This window comes from Paraburkholderia terrae (assembly GCF_002902925.1).
Taxonomy (GTDB): domain Bacteria; phylum Pseudomonadota; class Gammaproteobacteria; order Burkholderiales; family Burkholderiaceae; genus Paraburkholderia; species Paraburkholderia terrae.
The window spans coordinates 1,792,845-1,811,924 of record NZ_CP026112.1 but is presented as its reverse complement, the minus strand read 5'-3'; the positions used below and the strand labels follow the sequence as shown (position 1 = coordinate 1,811,924).

The window sequence follows — 19,080 nt, the reverse complement described above, 5'->3', positions numbered from 1 at the left end:
CACACACTAGCGCGAGCCTGTAAGCACAATGGCGTTCGCGGCACGGATGACACTCGAGAAGAACGAAGCAATTGCGAAACCGATGAACAATCGCTTTTTGCCGCGAACGTTGGGGGCGAGATTAACCGCTCTGATCTTTCTTTCTACATCGGTCATTCTGGCACTCAGTGGCGCCGCGCTTTACGAGGCTCTGCGCAGCCGTATGTCGATGGCGGCAGGCGGTCATATGCAGGCCACGCTAGAGGCGCTACAGGCCGATCTTGCGAGCGTGCGTGCGACAAGCCACATTTCGAACCATCCCCATGTCTGGACCGATCAGATGGATGGCCATCAGAACATGGATATGGCCATCTACGATATGACCGGAAACCGTCTTGTCAGCACGAACGGTTTTCAGCCATTTGCACCGCTCCGCGACCTGCCGCCAGGTCGCCGGAACGCTGCGTTCGATACCAGAGGCTCGAGGTTTCGCTATATCACGGCGCTGACGCGGCTCGCGGGATCAGACTGTGTTTCTGTGCGCGTCGTGGTGCAGTACGACAAATCGGACAACCTTGCCTCGTTGCGCGCGCACGCATGGACGATCGCGCTGATCGAAGTAGTGGGCGTCGGGATCGCAGCGGCATTCGCCTATGCCATCGCCGTGTTCGGACTCAGCCCGCTTCGACGCTTTGTCTCTTACGCAGAGGAGATGTCGTCATGTCGGCTCGCACAACCCTTGTCGGGATTCGATACATCGCAGGAACTGAAGGAACTGGAGCACGCTTTTAATGGCATGCTGGAAAGGCTGAACGATTCGTTTACGCGCCTCGGCCAGTTCTCCTCGAATCTCGCACACGACATGCGTACGCCGTTGACGAATCTGCAGGCAGCCGCGCAGGTGGCACTGTCGCTGCCGCGCAGCACTGAGGAATATCGTGACGTCATTGAGTCGAGTGTAGAGGAGTACCAGCGTCTGTCGGGAATGATCGAAGACATGCTCTTCCTTGCACGCTCGGAAAAGGCGCACACGCTAGTCAAGGTCTGCCGGCTTGACGCCGTAGTGGAGGCCGAACGCGTCGCGGGCTACTACGAGCCCATCGCATCCGATGCGGGAGTCACCATCGAGTTGAGCGGGCGTGCCGAAGTTCGCGCGGACCTGCTGCTTTTCCAGCGTGCGTTGAGCAATCTGCTTTCCAACGCGCTCGCTCATGCGCCTCGCGGATCGACTATTTTCGTCAAGTGCCGCGAGGTGGGCGGTACAGCGGAAATCGCTGTCACGGATACGGGGCAGGGCATTGGGAGAGAGCACGTTGATCGCATCTTCGAACGGTTCTACCGCGTCGATCCGTCGCGGCACAATCTCGGCTCGGGAACCGGCCTTGGCCTGGCGATCGTGAAATCGATCATGGAAAGCCACGGTGGCCAATGTGGTGTGGAGAGCTGTCCGGGTGTGCGCACTACGTTCTGGCTCCGCTTTCCTTGCGCTGACGTACACCTGGGCGACGGTGCCGCGAACGCTTGAACCGTGACCGGTGTTTTCGTAGCGCTTGTTCACACGGTTTGCCAATTGATTCTGCAGCGCCGGATTGCCGGACATGACGCGTTTATCATCTCCGCGTCATGGAAGAGCAGCGACTGGACGGCATGCTGTGTACTCTGCCTGTCAATCGCACGATTTTATGATTTCCGAACTCGCGTTACCCGAGCAGCTAAGGCTGGCCATCACCCGTCAAACACTGGAGGTGTCTTATCAGCCTGTAATCAGGCTCGCCGACAACAAATGCGTCGGTGTCGAATCACTACTCAGATGGCGGCTGCATGGACAGGACATCTCGCCGGAGATCTTTATCGGCGTGGCCGAACAGCATCGGCTGATGGGACCATTGACCGATCTCGTGCTCCACAAGAGCCTTGATGACCTGGCCTGCGTACTGAGCGCGGACCGGTCGTTTCGCGTTTCGATCAATGTGGGCAGCGACGATCTTCGCAGCGTCCGCTTTCTGGATGTTCTCGCGCAAGCGCTGAAATGGACGGGCGTCCGCGCTGCGCAAGTGGGCATCGAAGCCACTGAAAGAGGCTTCATGCATCCGGACGCGACGCGCAGCGTCATTGCTGCACTCAGGTGGGCGGGGCATCCTGTTTATATCGACAACTTCGGGACTGGCTATTCCTGTCTTTCTTATCTGGGAGCATTCCACGTCAACGCGCTGAAGCTCGACAAGGCATTCGTCAATCCCGTCGAGAATGCTCACGCCAACTGCGTGGTGGCGCCGCACATCATCGCGATGGCACATGATCTGGGAATGGAAATCGTCGCCGAGGGCATCGAATCGGCGGCGCAGGCAGAATATCTGCTGCGCAAAGGCGTGCAGTACGGACAGGGCTGGCACTTCGCGAAAGCGATGCCTGTTGCCGAACTGATATCGTGGCTGGAGCAACATGTACAGTCGGAGAAGCGGGCTGAACGCAAGCGTTACGCCAGTTCGCCACGGTTGCAACTGCTGCGCGCGCAATAAACAAAGAGCGAAGCCCGCAAAGGCTTCGCTCTTTTACAACTAATGTACTAAAGCGTACTCAATTCATCACCCACAAGCAGGCGCTGCCTTCTTGCACGCATCAGCCAGTTGCGGCGGCGGATCTTTCTTGAACACCGTCTTGTACGATTCGAGCACGTTCGACTGCACGACGGGCAGCGATTGCACGCCGATCCACGCCGGCGGCGTCTGACCGATCAACGCCTTCATCATCGCCATCGCTTCGGCCACGCCCTGATCATACGGACGTTGCGAACCCGTCGCCTTGAGCGGCCCGCCCTTTGCAATTTCAATTGCCGATTCGAGTCCGAGGTCGACTGTCGTCATGGGCGTATTGATGCCTTGCGCGCGCATCGACGTGAGCGTATCGAGCGCGGGCTGGTCCTATACCGCAAACACGCCCTTCACGTCGGGATTCGCGGTGAGGAAGTCGCCCGCAATCTGGCCGACCTTCGACGGGTCCGTGAACGCGACCTGCTTGATCTTGATGTCGGGGCGATTCTTCTTCAGCCATTCGTTGACGGCCTTCGTGCGCTCCGTCGTGCTGAAGTAATCGACGCCGAAGTTCACGAGACCGACCGTGCCGCCTTTCGGCACACACGATGCAAGCACCTTCGCCGCGATCTGCCCGTTGCCCTCGCTATCCGCCGAAATCATTGCCGAGTATTGCTCGGGATGCTTGAGGCCAGTCGGCACGTTGTCCATGAACACGAGCTTGATGCCCGCCTGCGAGACTTTCTTATAGGTCGCAGCCGTTGCCGTGCCGTCGACGGGAATCGAAATGATGCCGTCGGGGTGGCGCTGAATCGTGTTTTCGATGTCGGCGATCTGCTTGTCGACCTGATACTCAGCCGATGCCGTGCCGATCACTTCGACGCCGTATTTCTTCAGCGTATCGGTGATGCCCGCGACCTGCAGTTGCGACCAGTCGAGGTTCATCGTCTGCATCGAAATGCCGACCTTGAACTTGCCGGCCTTGACCTTTGCGGCCTCGGCATCTGTCAGCTTGACGGCATCGGCGGATGCCGCTTTCTCGCCATTCGGTCCCTGCCCGACGATGCCCGCCGGGCCAATCGATTTCGCAGGCAGGCTCGTGCAAGCCTGCGCAAACGCCTGCGAACAGCAGATGGCAAGCGCAGTCGCCGCCACCACACTCGCCAGCCTCGCTCCTGATACACGACGATCGTTCATGTTTTCCTCCGTTGGTCGTGATGTACTGCGTCTCCTGCCGTTTTTGGAATTGCACTTTGTGGCCTCGCGCGCAACGCCGCATGCGCAAAAGGCCGATTGACTCTCACCGCTCGATGCTCATTTGCGGGTGAACGCGACAGCCGCGACGATGATGACGCCCTTGATGACGAGTTGCAGCGACGAACTGACGCCGAGCAGCACGAGGCCGTTGTTCAGCGTGCCGATGATGAGACTGCCGAGCAGCGTGCCGAGAATGAAGCCGCGTCCGCCGAACAGACTGCAGCCGCCCAGCGTGACGGATGCGATCACATCGAGTTCCATGCCCTGCACGACATCCGGCCGCGCCGCATGTGAACGCGCGGACAGTACGAGCGCGGCGAGACCGGCGAGCACGCCCGTCAGCACGAAAGCGAGGGTGGTGACGCGCCGGATGTTGATGCCCGAATAGAGCGCCGCTGTCGGGTTGCCGCCCGCCGCGTAGATCTGCCGGCCGAACACGCTGTAGTGCAGCAGCAGGATGCCGCCGATCACGGCGAGCAGCGTCCACAGGATCGGCACGGGAATGCCTGCAATATCGCCTTCGCCGAAGATCGCGATGAAGTGGTCGTTGGTGATGATCTCGGGGCGTGTGGTCGTGACCATCAACGCGAGCCCGCGCGCCGCGCTCAACGTGCCGAGCGTGACGAGAAACGAAGGAATGTTCAGACGCGTCGTGACGAAGCCGTTGATCGCGCCGACGATCGCACCTGTGCCGATGCCCGCAATCGCGCCGACGATCCAGCTATCGCTGATGTGCGACATCGCGAGCGCGGCCGACATGCCCGACAGCGCGAGCGCCGAGCCCACGGACAGATCGATCTGCCGCGCAATGATGACGAACGTCATGCCGATCGCGATGATCGACACGAGGGCCGTTTGCCGCCCGATATTGAGGAAGTTGTCGATCGACAGGAACCACGGCGACGCGAAGCTGAACACCACCAGCAGAATCGCAAACGCGATGTACAGCATGTACGGGCGATCGCCCTGTAGCAGACGCCGCGCAATGCGCCGCGCGCGGCCGTGACGCTGAATGGCCTGTTGTTCTGCGGGCATCGGCGAAACTGACTCGTTCATGTTGCAAGCTCTTCGGTAGGCCGGGGAAGTTGAATGAGATGGTGCAGTTCTTCGGCGGTGCGTAGCTGCGCGCGCTCGACGGTTCGCACGATCGAGCCGTCCACCACGATGGAGATGCGGTCGCACAGCCGCAACAGCTCATCCAGATCCGACGACACCACGACGACGCCCGTGCCCGCGCGCGCCGCGTCGCGCACCACGCCGTAGATTTCCTCGCGCGCGCCGACATCGACGCCGACGGTCGGCTCGTCGAGCAGCAACACCTTCGGCCGCGGATGATTCCATTTGGCGAATACGACTTTCTGCTGGTTGCCGCCGGAGAGAAATTTCACCTGCGTCGACGCATCGGGCGCCTTCACTGAAAGTTGCTTCATCGCCGTGCGTGCCTGTTGCGCGGCTGCTTGTGCGCGCAACCAGCCGCCGCGCGAAAACTGCGGCAGGCGCGGCAAGGTCAGATTGCGTTCGATCGAATGATCGAGCACGAGTCCTTGCAGATGCCGGTCTTCCGGCACGAGCGCGATGCCGCGCTGGATTGCGTCGCCAGGGCGGCGCGCGGCGAGCGGCTGGCCGTCGAGCTCGATCGCGCCGGCGTCGATCGGCAGCAGGCCGAAGATGGTCTGCAATATCTCGGTGCGGCCGCTGCCGATCAGTCCGGCAAGGCCATGCACTTCGCCCTTGCGCAAGGCGAAATTCACGTTACGCAAACGCGCGTTGCTCACGTTCGACAGGCTCAGCACGGGAGTATCAAGTGTGCTCTGCGGTGCGGTTTGTTCTGCTGCGCTTTGCGCCGACGCGCCCGTCGTCGTTTCCTGTCTGGCCTGCATCGCAGCATGACGCGGGCCGACGATCGCCGCGACGAGTTGTTTCATGTCGGTGTCGGCTGTGGCGAAATGGCCGGCGTTCGCACCATCGCGGAACACGGTCACGCGTTGCGAAATGCGAAACACCTCGTTCAGCCGGTGTGTCACGTAGATCACACCGACGCCGCGCGCCGTCACGGTGCGGATCGCGTCAAAGAGAATCTGTTCTTCGCCGCCCGTGAGCGCGGATGTCGGTTCGTCGAGGATGAGCACGCGCACGTCGCCCATCAGCGCTTTGCAGATTTCCGTCATTTGCCGGTACGCGAACGGCAGCGAATCGACGTGTACACGCGGATCGAGCGGGATATTGTGTTCGCGCAGAAAGGCGCCGACTTGCGCCATCAGTTCGCGCTGCTTGACGAAGCCGAGTCTTGTGCGCGGCTCGCGCCCGAGCATCAGATTGGCGCCGACGGACAGCGATTCGACGAGACTGAGGTCCTGATAGACGACGGCAACGCCTGCCTCGCGGGATTTCGCTGGCGATTCGAACGCGACTTTCTGGCCGGCGATTTCGATCGAGCCTTCGTCGTATGTGTGGACGCCGCTCAGTATCTTGATGAGAGTGGATTTGCCTGCGCCGTTTTCGCCGAGCAGCGCGTGGACTTCGCCCGGCAGGACTTCCAGGTTGACGCCGCGCAGCGCCTGCACGCCACCGAATTTCTTGGTGACGCCTGCAACGCGGATCAATGGCACACGGGGCGATGAAGCGGCCGCGACCGCAACCGGCTCACTCATCCTGGAGTCTCCTTCGTCGGTATGACGAATTCTTATGTTTCGCGATTGAATCGCGGTGTGTGTGTTGTGATCTTCGCATCATGGGTATGGTGCGTCAATAACATTTGGTCTCTGTATTATTAGGGATTTCTTGGAGGGTTGAGATAATCGTATCGGATGTTGTTATGATTGTATCGTTTTGGGCCTTCGGGGCGGGCTTTTGCCGTTAGGGTTTTGGTGGTTTTGAGTTTGTGGCGGACGGGGTGGTTTGGTCTGGTCTTTCGCTGGCATCCGCGTTATGCCTTCGCGCTTCACGCGTCGCCCCTGTGCGGGGCGGCACCTACTTTTCTTTGCCGCCGCAAAGAAAAGTAGGCAAAAGAAAGCGGCTCACACCGCCAGTTCTAGTGTTTGCCTGAGGGCCCCCACAGGGTCTTACGCTTCACACGGCAGCCTTTCTGTTTGCGTGCGTTGCCAACGCTTCGAATGAACGCCTCACCCGCTTCGAATTCCCGTACACGTGCTAGCGTCAGCGAATGGTTAATGCCGCCCAGGTGGCAAACTGTGTGTAGGTTGTCGCGTCGAATAGCCTGGCGCTCTTACAGAGTGGAACCCGTGGGCTATCGGTCCGGAGTGAGGCGTGTGAGGTGCTACGGCCTACACACAGTTTGCCACCTGGGCGGCCGTGGAATATCTGGCATGACATGCGGCGACGCGGGGGCATGAAGCGGGTGATGCGCAGTGCAAGAGCGCTGGCAACGAATGTGGGTCACGTGATTGCCGTGTGAAGCGTAAGACCCTGTGGGGGCCCTCAGGCAAACACAAAAGCTGGCGGTGTGAGCCGCTTTCTTTTGCCTACTTTTCTTTGCGGCGGCAAAGAAAAGTAGGTGCCGCCCCGCACAGGGGCGACGCTTGAAGCACGCTAACGAATTGCGGATGCCCGCGCAAAGGGCGGAACAACCAAACCGTTCGCCCCGCCCAAACCGTTCGCCCCGCCCAAACCGTTCGTCCCGCCCAGGCGCACCGAATGAGTCACAAAGACAAACCGCGAACAACAGCCGCAAACGCGTAACGAGAGCACGCCCCGCCCAGGGGCAAACGGCCACCACGAAAAGGCCCGTCACGCCTCGCCAACCACCTCAACCCCCGCCGCAGGCTTCACCGCAGTGGCATCACCAGCGCCACTCACACGCCCAATCCACACACACGCGAGCACGGCGGCAGCCGCCGCCAGCCATCCAACCGTGCCATAACCGGCAATCTGCCCCTGCGCAGTCGTCGACAGCAACAAACCGCCGAACCAGGCACCGCATCCCGTGCCCATCGCCTGCACCGCGCTGTTCGCGCTAAGAAACGCACCACGCGTCTGCGGTGCCGGAACAGTCGTGAGCAGCGCCTGCATCGGCACCATCCGCGACGACAACGCGACCATGAACACAGGAAAGAACAACACCAACGCATAAAACGGCAGGTCAGGCAGATGCGTGACGAACAGCACAGGCAACACCGACAGCAACGCAGCGACGCGGAACACGCGCTTCTTGCCAAAGCGATCCGAGAGCGCGCCAACCCGGCGCGACGTGAAGAAGGTAGCGGCGCCGCCCGCCATATACAGCCACGACAGATTCGCAGGCGCGACACCATGATTGGCGACAAGCGTAGGCGCGATGAACGGAATCACCAGCATGTGCCCGACCATCACGACGAACGTCAGCGCAAATGCATTCAGATGCCGCGGATTCGCAAACAGCTGCCACAGATCAGGCAACACCTGCGCGAGCGGCACGCGCTGTCTCTGCAGATGCTCGGTCAACGACGGCACCATGCGCCATCCGCCCATCCAGATCACGCAGGACAGCACAACGAGCAGCACGAACGGCGATGCCCAGCCGAAATGCGCGCCAAGCATCACGCCCGCCGGCACGCCCGCGATCGCCGCCAGCGAGAAGGCCGTCATGATCGTGCCCGTCGCTGCGCCACGCCGCGCGACGGGAATCACGTCGCCGACGATCGCCATCACCACGGAAGCAAGCACGCCCCCGGTAATGCCAGCGAACGCGCGCGCCACGAGCAGCAGCGGAAAGTTCGGCGCGAGCGCGCAGCCGAGGTTCGACAGCGCGAACAGCGCGTAGATGGCAAGCAACAGACGCCGCCGGTCGAAACGGTCGATATACGTGGCGGCCAGCAGGCCCGACAGTCCGGAACACCACGAATACGCCGAGACGGCCGTCGCGAACCGGGCAGGCGAGATCTGGAACGCATGCATGATCTGCGGGCCGAGCGGCATCATCACCATGAAGTCCATGATGATCGTGAACTGAGTAAGCGCGAGCAGCCACAGCAGGCGCCGCTCGTGTGATTCGTTCAATGAGAGCAATGCATGGCTCCGTTTGATTGAGGCGTCAGTCGTCGAGATTTTCGTGGACGGCCTGCTCGCCCTGTTTCCAGTAGGCGGACGCGCGGATGCGCGATTTGTCGATGCCGCGTTCATTGACGAGCAGCGAGCGCACCGCGCGCATCGTTGCCGCTTCACCCGCTGCCCACACGTAGCCGTCGCCGTCTGGGAGGAACGTCTCGCGCACCGCTTTCAGCAACTCCGCACCGCGATACGCACCTTCGCTGCGATAACGCCACTCGATATACAGATCGGTCTGCGTATCGAACTCGATGCGCGCGGAAGGATCGGCGACTTCGATCACGGCCGCGACGCGCGCGCCTTGCGGCAGTTCCGCGAGACGCCGGCCGATGGCGGGCAGGGCGGTATCGTCGCCAATCAGCAGATGCCAGTCGAAGCCCATCGGCACCACGAACGAACCGCGCGGCCCGCCGATGCCGAGGTATTGCCCGGCCTTCGCCTGCGCCGCCCATTCGGCGGCGGGACCGGCTTCGTGCATCGCGAACTCCAGCTCGAGTTCGCGCGCGTCGCGGTCGAAACGCTTCGGCGTGAAATCGCGCGCGACGGGGCGCGGGCGGTCGGCGGGAAACACGGGGCCGTCGGGGCCCGCTGCCGGCAGCGTCGGTTTGTCTTCGCCGGGCGCGGGGAAGAATACTTTCAGGTGATCGTCGAAGGATGCCGATACGAAGTCGTGCAGATCGTCGCCCGTCAGCGTCACGCGGATCAGATGCGGCGTGACGGCCTCGACGGTCTTCACTTGCAGCAGACGGAATTTCAGCGGATGACGCACGCGCGTCACGGTCAGATCGGTTCGGGTTGCTTGCATAAGGGGTTCTCTCAATGTCGTTGGATCGACCGCGTCAAGCGGGTTCGCCCGACGGTTTGCCGCCGTTTTCGCGCGGCTTGCTTTCGATTTCGGCCGTGGCGCGCGCGAGGATCGCCGCGATGCGCCGCTGCTCGTCCGGCGATGCGTTGTCGCGCAACAGCAGTGCATGTTTCAGCGCGCGACGCGCCTGCACGAACTCCGGCAGCCAGCCGCCGTATTCGCTCGCGTCGTCGCCTGCTTCGCCTTGTTGGCCTTCGCCTGCGAACGCGCGGCGCACCGAGTCCATCTTGCGGGCGATATGCGAGAGCTTGGCGAGCATCAGGTCGGCGCGCTCGCGGTTGGCGGCGAGGTATTCGCGGCCTGCGTCAGCGAGCGAGTAGCGCTTGCGGTTGCCTTCGAGCTGCACGGTCACATAGCTGAGTTCTTCCAGATACGTGAGCGCCGGGTAGACCATGCCGGGACTCGGCGTGTAGAAGCCGTTCGAGCGCGCTTCGAGCGCCTTGATCAGCTCGTAGCCGTGACGCGGCTGTTCGTCGATCAGCGCGAGCAGCAGCAGTTGCAGATCGTCGGACGTGAACTTGCGGCCGCGCGGGAAGCCGTCGCCTTCGCCGCCGAATCCTCCGCCGAAGCCGCCTCCGAACGGACCGCCAGCGCCGCCGCCGAACGGGCCGCCGTGCCGGCCGCCGCCGCGCTGATGGCGGCCGATCGCGTCTCTGAACATCCGGAAGCGTTCGTAAAAGCCAAAGAACGCGGGATCGCGGGCGAAGTCGGCGTCGCGGGTGAAGTCACGGGAAAAACGATGATGGTGATGGCGCATGTCGGCATCTCCGAATGTCTTAAGATGTATCGTAAGATATATATCTAAAGATAGTTCGTCAAGCCAAATCTCGAATTTGTTCGACCGATCGCGACGTTGCACTGCGATGAAGCATGCAAGTCGTCCGCATGCTAGTCTTGATTGGTTTCGGTCCCCAACAGGGCTAAACGGACACGTCCAAATGAGTGCTGCTTCCCTCGATCCCGATTCTGTCGCGCGTTCGGCTTTCGTGCTGGGCGTGCGCCACGACGCGCTCGATCAGCCGTGGCAGAGCATGCGCCGTGCGCAGTTCGTGCAGGTCGCGGAAGGCGTGCTGGCAGTCCATACGGAAAACGGGCTGTGGGTCGCGCCGTCGCATCACGCTGTCTGGATGCTGCCGGGCGTGTTGCACAGGCTGTCGTCGGCGACGCCCGTCGTGGTGCGCATCCTGTACGCCGACGAGGACGCGCTGCCCGTGCCCGCGCGCTGCTGCGTGGTGGCCGTGAACGGTCTGATGGATGAATTGCTCGGCGCGGCGTCGGAATTCGACGCGACCGCACCCGCCGATGCCGAACAGCTTCGCCTGCTGGCTGTGATCGCCGACCGCCTGCCACGGCTGACGGAAGTGGCGCTGTCGCTGGTGTATCCGCGCGATCTGCGCGCGCGGCATATCGCCGACGCGCTCGCTGCCGATCCGGCGCGCGCCGGCGTGCTCGACGATTTCGCCGAGCAGGCGTCGATCACCGCGCGCACGGCGGCGCGCCTCTTCACGAAGGAAACGGGGCTGACGTTCGGCCAGTGGCGTCAGCAACTGCGGTTGTTGACGGCGCTGATGCGCCTTGGCGCCGGCGCGAGCGTCACGCAGGTGGCGCTCGAGGTCGGCTATAGCGACGTATCGTCGTTTATCGCGGTGTTCAAGGACGCGCTGGGCGAGACGCCCGCGCGTTTCTTCCGCTGAGCTTCAAGCGGCTGTTCCTGACGGCGAGATCAATGCGCGCCCGACGCATCCGCGCCACCACCGCCACGCGCGGGCCGCGTGATCCAGATGAGCGGAATGATCAGCACGAAGATGATCGCCGACGCATAGAAAATATCGTTCAGCCCCATCATCGCGGCCTGCGTGTTCACGGTGAAATCGAACAGCGCATTCGACGTCGACGGGCTGACGTGCAACAGCGTCTGCGTGTTGTCGATCTGCTGCGCAAATACCGGGTTGTTCGCGTTGGCCTGCTCGGTCAGGCGCTCGTGATGCAGGATCGTGCGGCTGTTCCAAGCCGTACCCGCGATCGACGTGCCGACCGCGCCGCAAAACACACGCACGAAGTTCGACAGACCCGCCGCCGCCGGGATCTTCGGGCCGGGCTGCCCCGACAGAATGATGGCTGTCAGCGGCACGAAGAACATCGCCATCGGGATGCCTTGCAGCAAGGTGGGCAGCACCAGATGCCACGTGTCGATCTCGACCACGTAGTTCGAGCGCATGAAGAACACGATCGCGAAGCCGACGAACGCGAGCGTCGCGATGATGCGCGCGTCCGAGCGCGGCAGTACGCGGCCCATCACGGGCGCGAGGATCACCGCGAAGATGCCGAGCGGCGCGGTCACGAGACCGGCGTCGACGGAACGGTAGTTCAGGTACTCCTGCATCCATTGCGGCAACAGCACGAGGTTGCCGAAGAACACGCCGTACGCGACCGAAATCGCGATCGTCCCGCCGAGGAAGTTGCGCTGCGTGAAGAGCCGCAGATCGACGATCGGGTTCGGCTCCGTCAACTCCCAGATCAGGAAGAACGCGAAGCTGATAACGGCCGTGACCGCAAGCGCGACGATCACGGGCGAGCCGAACCAGTCGAGATCCTTGCCCTTGTCGAGCATGATCTGCAGCGACGCGACCCACGTGACGAGCAAGCCGAGGCCGACGACGTCGATGGGCAGCTTGCGGGTCGGCGTTTCGCGCGTGCGGTAGATCATCCACGTGGCGCCCGCCGCGAAAATGCCGACGGGAATGTTGATGTAGAAGATCCACGACCACGAGTAACTATCGGTGATCCAACCGCCGAGCGCCGGGCCCGCGATCGGGCCGACGGTCGCCGTCATCGCCCATAGCGCGAGCGCCGTCGACGATTTTGCCTTCGGCCACGAACTGAGCAGAATGGCTTGCGACAGCGGAATCAGCGGACCCGCGACGACGCCCTGCAACACGCGCGCGAACAGCAGAATGGGCAGCGACGGCGCGACGCCGCACAGCCACGATGCAATCACGAAGCCGAGAATCGCGCCGACGAACAGCTTGATCTGCCCGAAGCGCTGCGTGAACCAGCCCGTCAGCGGAATCGATACGGCATTCGATGCAGCGAACACGGTGATGACCCACGTGCCTTCATCGACGGATACGCCGAGGTTGCCCGAGATGGTTGGAATCGCAACGTTGGCGATCGAGGTGTCCAGCACGTTCATGAACGTGGCCAGCGCGACAGCGAAGGTCGCGAGCACCAGCTGGCCGCCCTGCAGCGGCGGCTGCGCGGGCGGGCCCGGCGGCCCGGCGGGCTTCGAAGGGGCGGACGGCGGGGTGGACGACGGGTCGGGTTGTTTCGGTTCGCTCAAGCGGGTCTCCGTCGGTGAAGAGGTGTCGCGCGACATGCGTTGCCGTGCATGCTCGCGCGGCGCAACATGGCGATGATAGTCGCAAGCGCCGAACGGCATCGGCCAGGCGCTCACGCGCAGGCGGAGAGCGAATCAGAAATGCGTTGTCCAGTGCCGTGTCGCGCGTCGATGTCAGGTGTTGGGCGCCGCAGACGTTTTGCGTGAAATCCACGCAAAAATACGGGACGCGTCGTATGCTCCCGCCTGCGCGTACGATGCGTGATTCGGCAGCGACGCAATGCCCGCGGTGCGCGCCGCGCAATACGAAAGGATGAAGGCGATGGCCTGGGAACAATTCGACAACGGCTGGCGGCTCGCACCCGCCGCGGGACCCGCGACTTCGCTGGTCGTGCTGCTGCATGGCGTCGGCAGCAATGCTCAGGACCTCGTGCCGCTCGCGGACATCTGGCGCGAAGCGCTGCCGCAAACTGCGTTCACGTCGCTAGACGGCAGCGAGCCGTTCGACGGCGGCTTCGGCGGGCGTCAGTGGTTCAGCCTGCGCAATGTCGACGAGCAGAACCGTACGGGACGCGTCGCAGCTGCTTGGCCCGCGCTGCACAAGATGCTCGACGCCGAGCTTGCGCATCACGGCCTCGGCTATGGGCAACTGGCGCTAGTGGGCTTCTCGCAGGGCTCGATGATGTCGCTGCATCACGTGGCGACGAATCCACAAGGCGCGGCCGTGGTGGTCGCGTTTTCGGGGCGGCTCGCGTCGCCTGTCACCGCGAAGAGCGCCACGCCCGTGACGCTGATCCACGGTGAAGACGACGCGGTGATCTCTGTCGACGAAACCGAACGTGCCGCCATCGCGCTGCACGACGCGGGCTTCGACGTCGAGGCGTTCGCACTGCCGGGCGTCGGCCACACGATTTCCGGTGAAGGCGTCGCATTGAGCCGCGAGGCCCTCGTGCGCGCGCTTGCGCCGCTCGCCCGCAGCTAAGTCCTTCGCATACCAATCCTCTGCTTGATACGTCTTACGGCCGCATGTAAGCGGCCGTAAGGACGTTTTCGAATTCATTCTCCTAAAGTTCGCCGGGCATCTGCCGATATGCGATCAATAGCCGGAAAAAGTTTCCGAGGAACGCACGCGCAGCATCGCTGCGCCGTACGTTTGACGTTTTCGCTGCGTACAACGCAGCTCACTTCTTTCAAAAGAGCCTGAACATGGCCAGATCGAATGCGCAGTCATCGCTTTTTGGACGCCTTTTCCGCTCGTCCGTGGCGGTCGATCTCGGCACTGCCAATACGCTGATCTATACCGATGACGGCGGCATTGTGCTCAACGAGCCGTCCGTGGTGTGCTTCGACAAGCAGGAGTCGGCGGGACGCAAGCGCGTTGCGCTGGTCGGCAGCGAGGCCAAGCAGATGCTCGGCCGCGTGCCCCTCAACCTCGAAGCGGTGCGGCCGATGCGCCACGGCGTGATCGCCAATTTCTCCGCCGCCGAGCACATGATCCGGCAGTTCGTCGATATGGCCCGTCCGCGTCCGTTCTTCGCGCGTCGCGCCGCGTTCACGATCTGCGTGCCGGCCGGCGCGACCCAGGTGGAGCGCCGCGCGATTCGCGAGGCGGCGGCTGCGGCGGGTGCGTGGAAGGTGAACCTGATCGATGAATCGCTCGCGTCGGCCGTTGGCGCGGGCTTGCCGGTGTCGTCGGCGACGGGCTCGATGGTCGTCGATATCGGCGGCGGCACGACGGAAATCGGCGTGATCGCGCTGGGCGGCACGGCGTACAGCGGCTCGATTCGCGTCGGCGGCGATCAGTTGGATGCCGCCATCATCAAGCACGTGCGCAACAACTTCGGCGTGCTGCTCGGCGAGCAGACGGCCGAGCATGTGAAGAAGACCATCGGCTCGGCGCTTGCCGTCGTGCCGCCGGATACGATGCGTGCGACGGGACGCGGCGTCGACGACGGCCTGCCGCGCACGGTCGAGCTGTCGACGCAGGATGTCGTCGACGCCATCGCCGCGCCGCTGCGCCAGGTGCTGATCGCCGTGAAGGCCGCGCTGGAAAACGCGCCGCCCGAACTCGTCACCGATATCGCGGACGCAGGCATCGTGCTGACTGGCGGCGGCGCGCTGCTTGGCAATCTTGCGCGTTATTTCAGCAATGAACTGGGCCTCGACGTGCGCGTCGCCGACGAGCCGCTCACGTGTGCCGTGCGCGGTGCCGGTGCGGCAGCGAGTGCAGGCCTGCTAGATACAGGCGCGTACGACTGACGCAATCGTTTGACATTGCTTACGGCGCGCTTTCTGTGGTGCGCGTGAGTGCCGGCGTCATGTGACAATGAGGCCTTTACGGCGCGCATATCATGGATAATGCGCGCCTTTTCATTTGTCTCTCTCAGTGAATCAGACTTCCGCTTCATCCACGCTTTCCATTGAATTGCCCAACGGCTTGCGCATGCCGTACGTCGAACAGGGCGACGGCGAACTGCTGCTTTTCGTGCATGGTTCGCTGTGCGACTACCGTTATTGGGAGCCGCAACTCGCGGGTCTATCGAAGCGTTATCGATGCGTGGCCGTGAGCCTCACGCATTACTGGCCCGCTGTTGAAACGCCCGCCACGATCCCGTTCAGCTGGAGCAATCATGCCGATGAAGTCGCGCAGTTCATCGAGCGCTTCGGCGCGGGGCCTGCGCATGTCGTGGGTCATTCACGCGGCGGCTGCGTCGCGTATCACTTCGCGCGGCGTCATGCTCAGCATGTGAAGACGCTGACGCTCGCCGATCCCGGCGGGCCGTTGCAGATTGCGGGACGCGCGCCGGCGAGTTTGCCGGAGACGGTCAATGCGCTGCGGGCGCGTGCCGCGCAACTGATCGAAGAAGGGGAGGTCGACGCGGGCCTGCAACTGTTCGTCGATTCCGTGAGCCGCCCGGGTTTCTGGGCGAAGAGCACGCCGGGCTTCCGGCGCATGGCGACGGACAACGCGCATACGCTCGCGCGCCAGTTCCGCGATCCGCTGCCGGCTTATACGCCCGACAGCGCGAACGACGTGAAGTGCCCCGTGCTGCTGATCGACGGCGAGAAGAGTCCGCTGATGTTCCGGCGCGCGGCCGAAACGCTCGCGTCATGGCTGCCGGACGCGCGGCGCGAAACGGTGATGGGCGCATCGCATGGCATGAACCTCGCGCATCCTGCCGCCTTCAACCGTTTCGTCGACGCGTTCATTCAAGGCACGCGTTGAGCTTCTTTTAAAGCGTCAGTCTTTGGCGTGCGCGTCGATATCGAGCGCGCGCTCGGCGCCTTCACCGATCAGGCCGCAGTAGTACAGATGCACGCCGATTGCGAGCGAGTCGTGGCGGATTTCGTTGAACGCCTTCCACGCCTTGGCAGGTTCCTTGAACACGAGATAGTGCGCTTCCTGCGAGACGAGCCGCGCGACCTGATGCAGGCCATGTCCATGTAGACGGTCGACCAGTTCGTCGAGGCTGCGATGCGTGCGCGCGTCCGTGCGCGGATACAGCATGTGCAGCACGGCGACTTTTTCCGAGGCGAGCGCGGCCGACATCGCCAGCACGATGTCCTGGTGGTTCAGCGCCGTGACGACGATGTCTTCGGCTTCTTCGGTCGCGGGAAAGAGCGTGTCGAGGTTCATGTTCATTTTGTGGTTATTCCTGTGTCTGACTTTAAAAAAGACCCGCCGTTTCTATGGCGGGTCCAAGACAGCATTGTGTTTGCAGGGGAAGCTAAACACAGGTTCAGTATCTCAGACGCGATTGGGTTTGGCGTCCTGCGTGAAGCAAAACATTGTTGCTGCGGGTGCGCTTACTTTCATTTGCCTGTCGATGCAAAGCCTTGTCGGCTGGTCGAGTATTGCTTGGTGCGAGATGGATTGTTGCGCACGAGGGATGCAATCAAACGCCGTGCGCGCCTTAAAATGCTGACGGCTGCCGGGTGCGGCAAAACGCGTACTAGCCGGCGCGCACGTTTGTTGTTCGATGTGCGCGTGAGGCGCCGCACATCCGGCCTCGCATGTTCAGAGCAATGCAATGTCGAAAGGAATCCCTGATGAACGTATCAACGACTAAAGCCACGCTGTCGTTTTCCGATAGCGACGAAAAGATTGAACTGCCGGTTTATAAAGGATCGTTGGGTCCGGATGTGATCGACATTCGCAAGCTGTACGGGCAAACGGGCAAATTCACTTACGATCCGGGCTTCATGTCGACGGCGGCGTGCAATTCGGCTATCACGTATATCGACGGCGACAAGGGCGAGCTGCTGTATCGCGGCTATCCGATCGATAACCTTGCGCAAAACGCGGACTTTCTCGAGACGTGCTATCTGCTGCTGAAAGGCGAACTGCCCACGTTGCAGCAGAAGAAGGAATTCGAGGACACCGTCACGAAGCACACGATGGTGCATGAGCAGATGCACTTCTTCTTCCGTGGCTTCCGTCGCGACGCGCACCCGATGGCGATTCTCGTCGCCGCAGTCGGCGCGCTGTCGGCGTTCTATCACGACTCGCTCGATATCTCCGACCCGCTGCACCGCGACGTGTCCGCGATCCGCATGATCGCCAAGCTGCCGACGCTCGTCGCAATGGCGTACAAGTATTCGATCGGCCAGCCGTTCGTGTATCCGCGCAACGATCTGTCGTACAGCGCGAACTTCATGCACATGATGTTCTCGAACCCGGCTGAGGAGTACAAGGTCAACGAAGTGCTGGTGCGCGCGCTGGACCGTATTCTGATTCTGCATGCGGACCACGAGCAGAATGCGTCGACTTCGACGGTTCGTCTGGCGGGCTCGTCGGGCGCGAATCCGTTTGCGTGTATCGCGGCGGGGATCGCGTGTCTGTGGGGCCCGGCGCACGGCGGCGCGAACGAAGCGGCGCTGAACATGCTGGAAGAGATCGGTTCCGTCGACAACATTCCGAAGTTCATCGAGCAGGTGAAGGACAAGAACTCGGGCGTGAAGCTGATGGGCTTCGGTCACCGCGTGTACAAGAACTACGATCCGCGGGCCAAGCTGATGCGTGAGACTTGCCACGAAGTGCTGAACGAACTGGGTCTGCATGACGACCCGCTGTTCAAGCTCGCGATGGCGCTGGAGAAGATCGCGTTGGAAGACGAATACTTCGTTTCGCGCAAGCTGTATCCGAACGTCGATTTCTACTCGGGGATCGTGCAGCGTGCGCTGGGCATTCCGACTGCGATGTTTACCTGTATTTTCTCGCTTGCGCGTACTGTGGGCTGGATCGCGCAGTGGAATGAGATGATCGCTGATCCTGAGCAGAAGATTGGGCGTCCGCGGCAATTGTTCGTTGGCGAGACGGCGCGGGAGGCGAAGCCGATCGCGCAGCGGTAAGGGTTGTTCATTTTCATTATCATTATTTAGGCATCGCTTTTGGATGCCGCTATCCGCGGTGTTGGGTGAAAGCGCAGGCGCTGCTTCCGCATGAGGGGAGTGGCGCCTTTTTTTTCGTCTACGACGGGGGGCTGATTTGGGGTTGTGCGGGCATCTGTTGCTTGTGTTTGCGCTGGCATCCGAGGCTTGCGTTTTCGCTGGCATCCGCGATTCGTTAGCGTGCTTCACGCGTCGCCCCTGTGCGGGGCGGCACCTACTTTTCTTTGCCGCCGCAAAGAAAAGTAGGCAAAAGAAAGCGGCTAACACCGCTAATTCTTGTGTTTGCCTGAGGGCCCCCAACGGGTCTTACGCTTCACACGGCAATCACGTGACCCATGTTCGTTGCCAACGCTCTTGCGATACGCCTCACCCGCTTCACGCACCCGCGCTGCATCATGCCGTGCCAGATAGTCCACCGCCGCCCAGGTGGCAAACTGTGTGTAGGCCGTAGTACTGCACAGGCCTCACTCCGGACCGATAGCGCACGCATGCCACCATGTAAGAGCGCCAGGCTGTACGACGCGACAACCTACACACAGTTTGCCACCTGGGCGGCGGAAACCATTCGCTGCCGCTAGCCCGAGTACGGGTATTCGAAGCGGGTGAGGCGATCATTCGAAGCGTTGGCAACGCGCGCAAACAGAAAGGCTGCCGTGTGAAGCGTAAGACCCTGTGGG

16 protein-coding genes are annotated in these 19,080 nt (G+C 62.2%); 7 read left to right on the top strand and 9 right to left on the bottom strand.

Features of this window, described 5'->3' with window-relative positions; genetic code table 11:
- Positions 1-82 precede the first annotated feature (82 nt).
- On the top strand, positions 83-1,504 hold the full coding sequence (locus C2L65_RS24240; protein WP_042315869.1) for a heavy metal sensor histidine kinase: 1,422 nt from the start codon (positions 83-85) through the stop codon (positions 1,502-1,504).
- A 73-nt stretch (positions 1,505-1,577) separates the two neighbouring features.
- Positions 1,578-2,498, top strand: a complete 921-nt coding sequence (locus C2L65_RS24235) for an EAL domain-containing protein (RefSeq protein WP_081921519.1) — start codon at positions 1,578-1,580, stop codon at positions 2,496-2,498.
- Positions 2,499-2,564: 66 nt separating this feature from the next.
- On the opposite strand, the gene C2L65_RS46675 is transcribed toward C2L65_RS24235, so the two are convergent.
- The 7 genes from C2L65_RS46675 to C2L65_RS24205 all read right to left on the bottom strand — a co-directional run bounded on the left by C2L65_RS46675 (position 2,565) and on the right by C2L65_RS24205 (position 10,432).
- The gene (locus tag C2L65_RS46675) at positions 2,565-2,843 is read right to left on the bottom strand and encodes a type 1 periplasmic-binding domain-containing protein (protein ID WP_233446531.1); all 279 of its coding nucleotides are present in this window, start codon (positions 2,841-2,843) and stop codon (positions 2,565-2,567) included.
- Between the two features lie 57 nt (positions 2,844-2,900).
- Positions 2,901-3,707 (bottom strand): substrate-binding domain-containing protein, encoded by an 807-nt coding sequence (locus C2L65_RS24230; protein WP_233446530.1) that lies wholly within the window; start codon positions 3,705-3,707, stop codon positions 2,901-2,903.
- Between the two features lie 117 nt (positions 3,708-3,824).
- Complete coding sequence (locus C2L65_RS24225; RefSeq protein WP_009769547.1) at positions 3,825-4,823, bottom strand: ABC transporter permease; 999 nt, start codon at positions 4,821-4,823, stop codon at positions 3,825-3,827.
- A complete protein-coding gene (locus C2L65_RS24220) occupies positions 4,820-6,418 on the bottom strand; it encodes a sugar ABC transporter ATP-binding protein (RefSeq protein ID WP_042315862.1) in 1,599 nt (532 codons plus the stop codon). The genes C2L65_RS24225 and C2L65_RS24220 overlap by 4 nt, the downstream gene beginning before the upstream one ends.
- Before the next feature lie 1,096 nt (positions 6,419-7,514).
- Entirely contained in the window at positions 7,515-8,771 is a 1,257-nt protein-coding gene (locus C2L65_RS24215) for an MFS transporter (protein ID WP_042316888.1), read from the bottom strand.
- A gap of 25 nt (positions 8,772-8,796) precedes the next feature.
- The gene (locus C2L65_RS24210) at positions 8,797-9,615 is read right to left on the bottom strand and encodes a siderophore-interacting protein (RefSeq protein WP_081921562.1); all 819 of its coding nucleotides are present in this window, start codon (positions 9,613-9,615) and stop codon (positions 8,797-8,799) included.
- Between the two features lie 34 nt (positions 9,616-9,649).
- Positions 9,650-10,432, bottom strand: a complete 783-nt coding sequence (locus tag C2L65_RS24205) for a PadR family transcriptional regulator (RefSeq protein WP_042316892.1) — start codon at positions 10,430-10,432, stop codon at positions 9,650-9,652.
- Positions 10,433-10,613: 181 nt separating this feature from the next.
- Between C2L65_RS24205 and C2L65_RS24200 the strand changes: the two genes are divergently transcribed.
- Complete coding sequence (locus C2L65_RS24200; RefSeq protein ID WP_042316894.1) at positions 10,614-11,369, top strand: helix-turn-helix transcriptional regulator; 756 nt, start codon at positions 10,614-10,616, stop codon at positions 11,367-11,369.
- A 29-nt stretch (positions 11,370-11,398) separates the two neighbouring features.
- Here C2L65_RS24200 and C2L65_RS24195 read toward each other — a convergent pair whose 3' ends face one another.
- Positions 11,399-13,051, bottom strand: coding sequence for a DHA2 family efflux MFS transporter permease subunit (locus C2L65_RS24195; protein ID WP_042316902.1), 1,653 nt, complete (start codon positions 13,049-13,051; stop codon positions 11,399-11,401).
- Positions 13,052-13,334: 283 nt separating this feature from the next.
- On the opposite strand from C2L65_RS24195, the gene C2L65_RS24190 reads away from it, so the two are divergent.
- From C2L65_RS24190 to C2L65_RS24180, 3 genes are all read left to right on the top strand, one after another.
- Complete coding sequence (locus tag C2L65_RS24190; RefSeq protein ID WP_042316904.1) at positions 13,335-13,994, top strand: alpha/beta hydrolase; 660 nt, start codon at positions 13,335-13,337, stop codon at positions 13,992-13,994.
- A 224-nt stretch (positions 13,995-14,218) separates the two neighbouring features.
- A complete protein-coding gene (mreB, locus tag C2L65_RS24185; protein ID WP_042316897.1) occupies positions 14,219-15,271 on the top strand; it encodes a rod shape-determining protein in 1,053 nt (350 codons plus the stop codon).
- Positions 15,272-15,455: 184 nt separating this feature from the next.
- A complete protein-coding gene (locus tag C2L65_RS24180; RefSeq protein ID WP_042316906.1) occupies positions 15,456-16,238 on the top strand; it encodes an alpha/beta fold hydrolase in 783 nt (260 codons plus the stop codon).
- A 15-nt stretch (positions 16,239-16,253) separates the two neighbouring features.
- On the opposite strand, the gene C2L65_RS24175 is transcribed toward C2L65_RS24180, so the two are convergent.
- On the bottom strand, positions 16,254-16,655 hold the full coding sequence (locus C2L65_RS24175; RefSeq protein ID WP_042316899.1) for a hypothetical protein: 402 nt from the start codon (positions 16,653-16,655) through the stop codon (positions 16,254-16,256).
- A gap of 407 nt (positions 16,656-17,062) precedes the next feature.
- Here C2L65_RS24175 and gltA point away from each other — a divergent pair, with 407 nt between their 5' ends.
- Positions 17,063-18,364, top strand: coding sequence for a citrate synthase (gltA, locus tag C2L65_RS24170; RefSeq protein WP_042316901.1), 1,302 nt, complete (start codon positions 17,063-17,065; stop codon positions 18,362-18,364).
- Positions 18,365-19,080 lie beyond the last annotated feature (716 nt).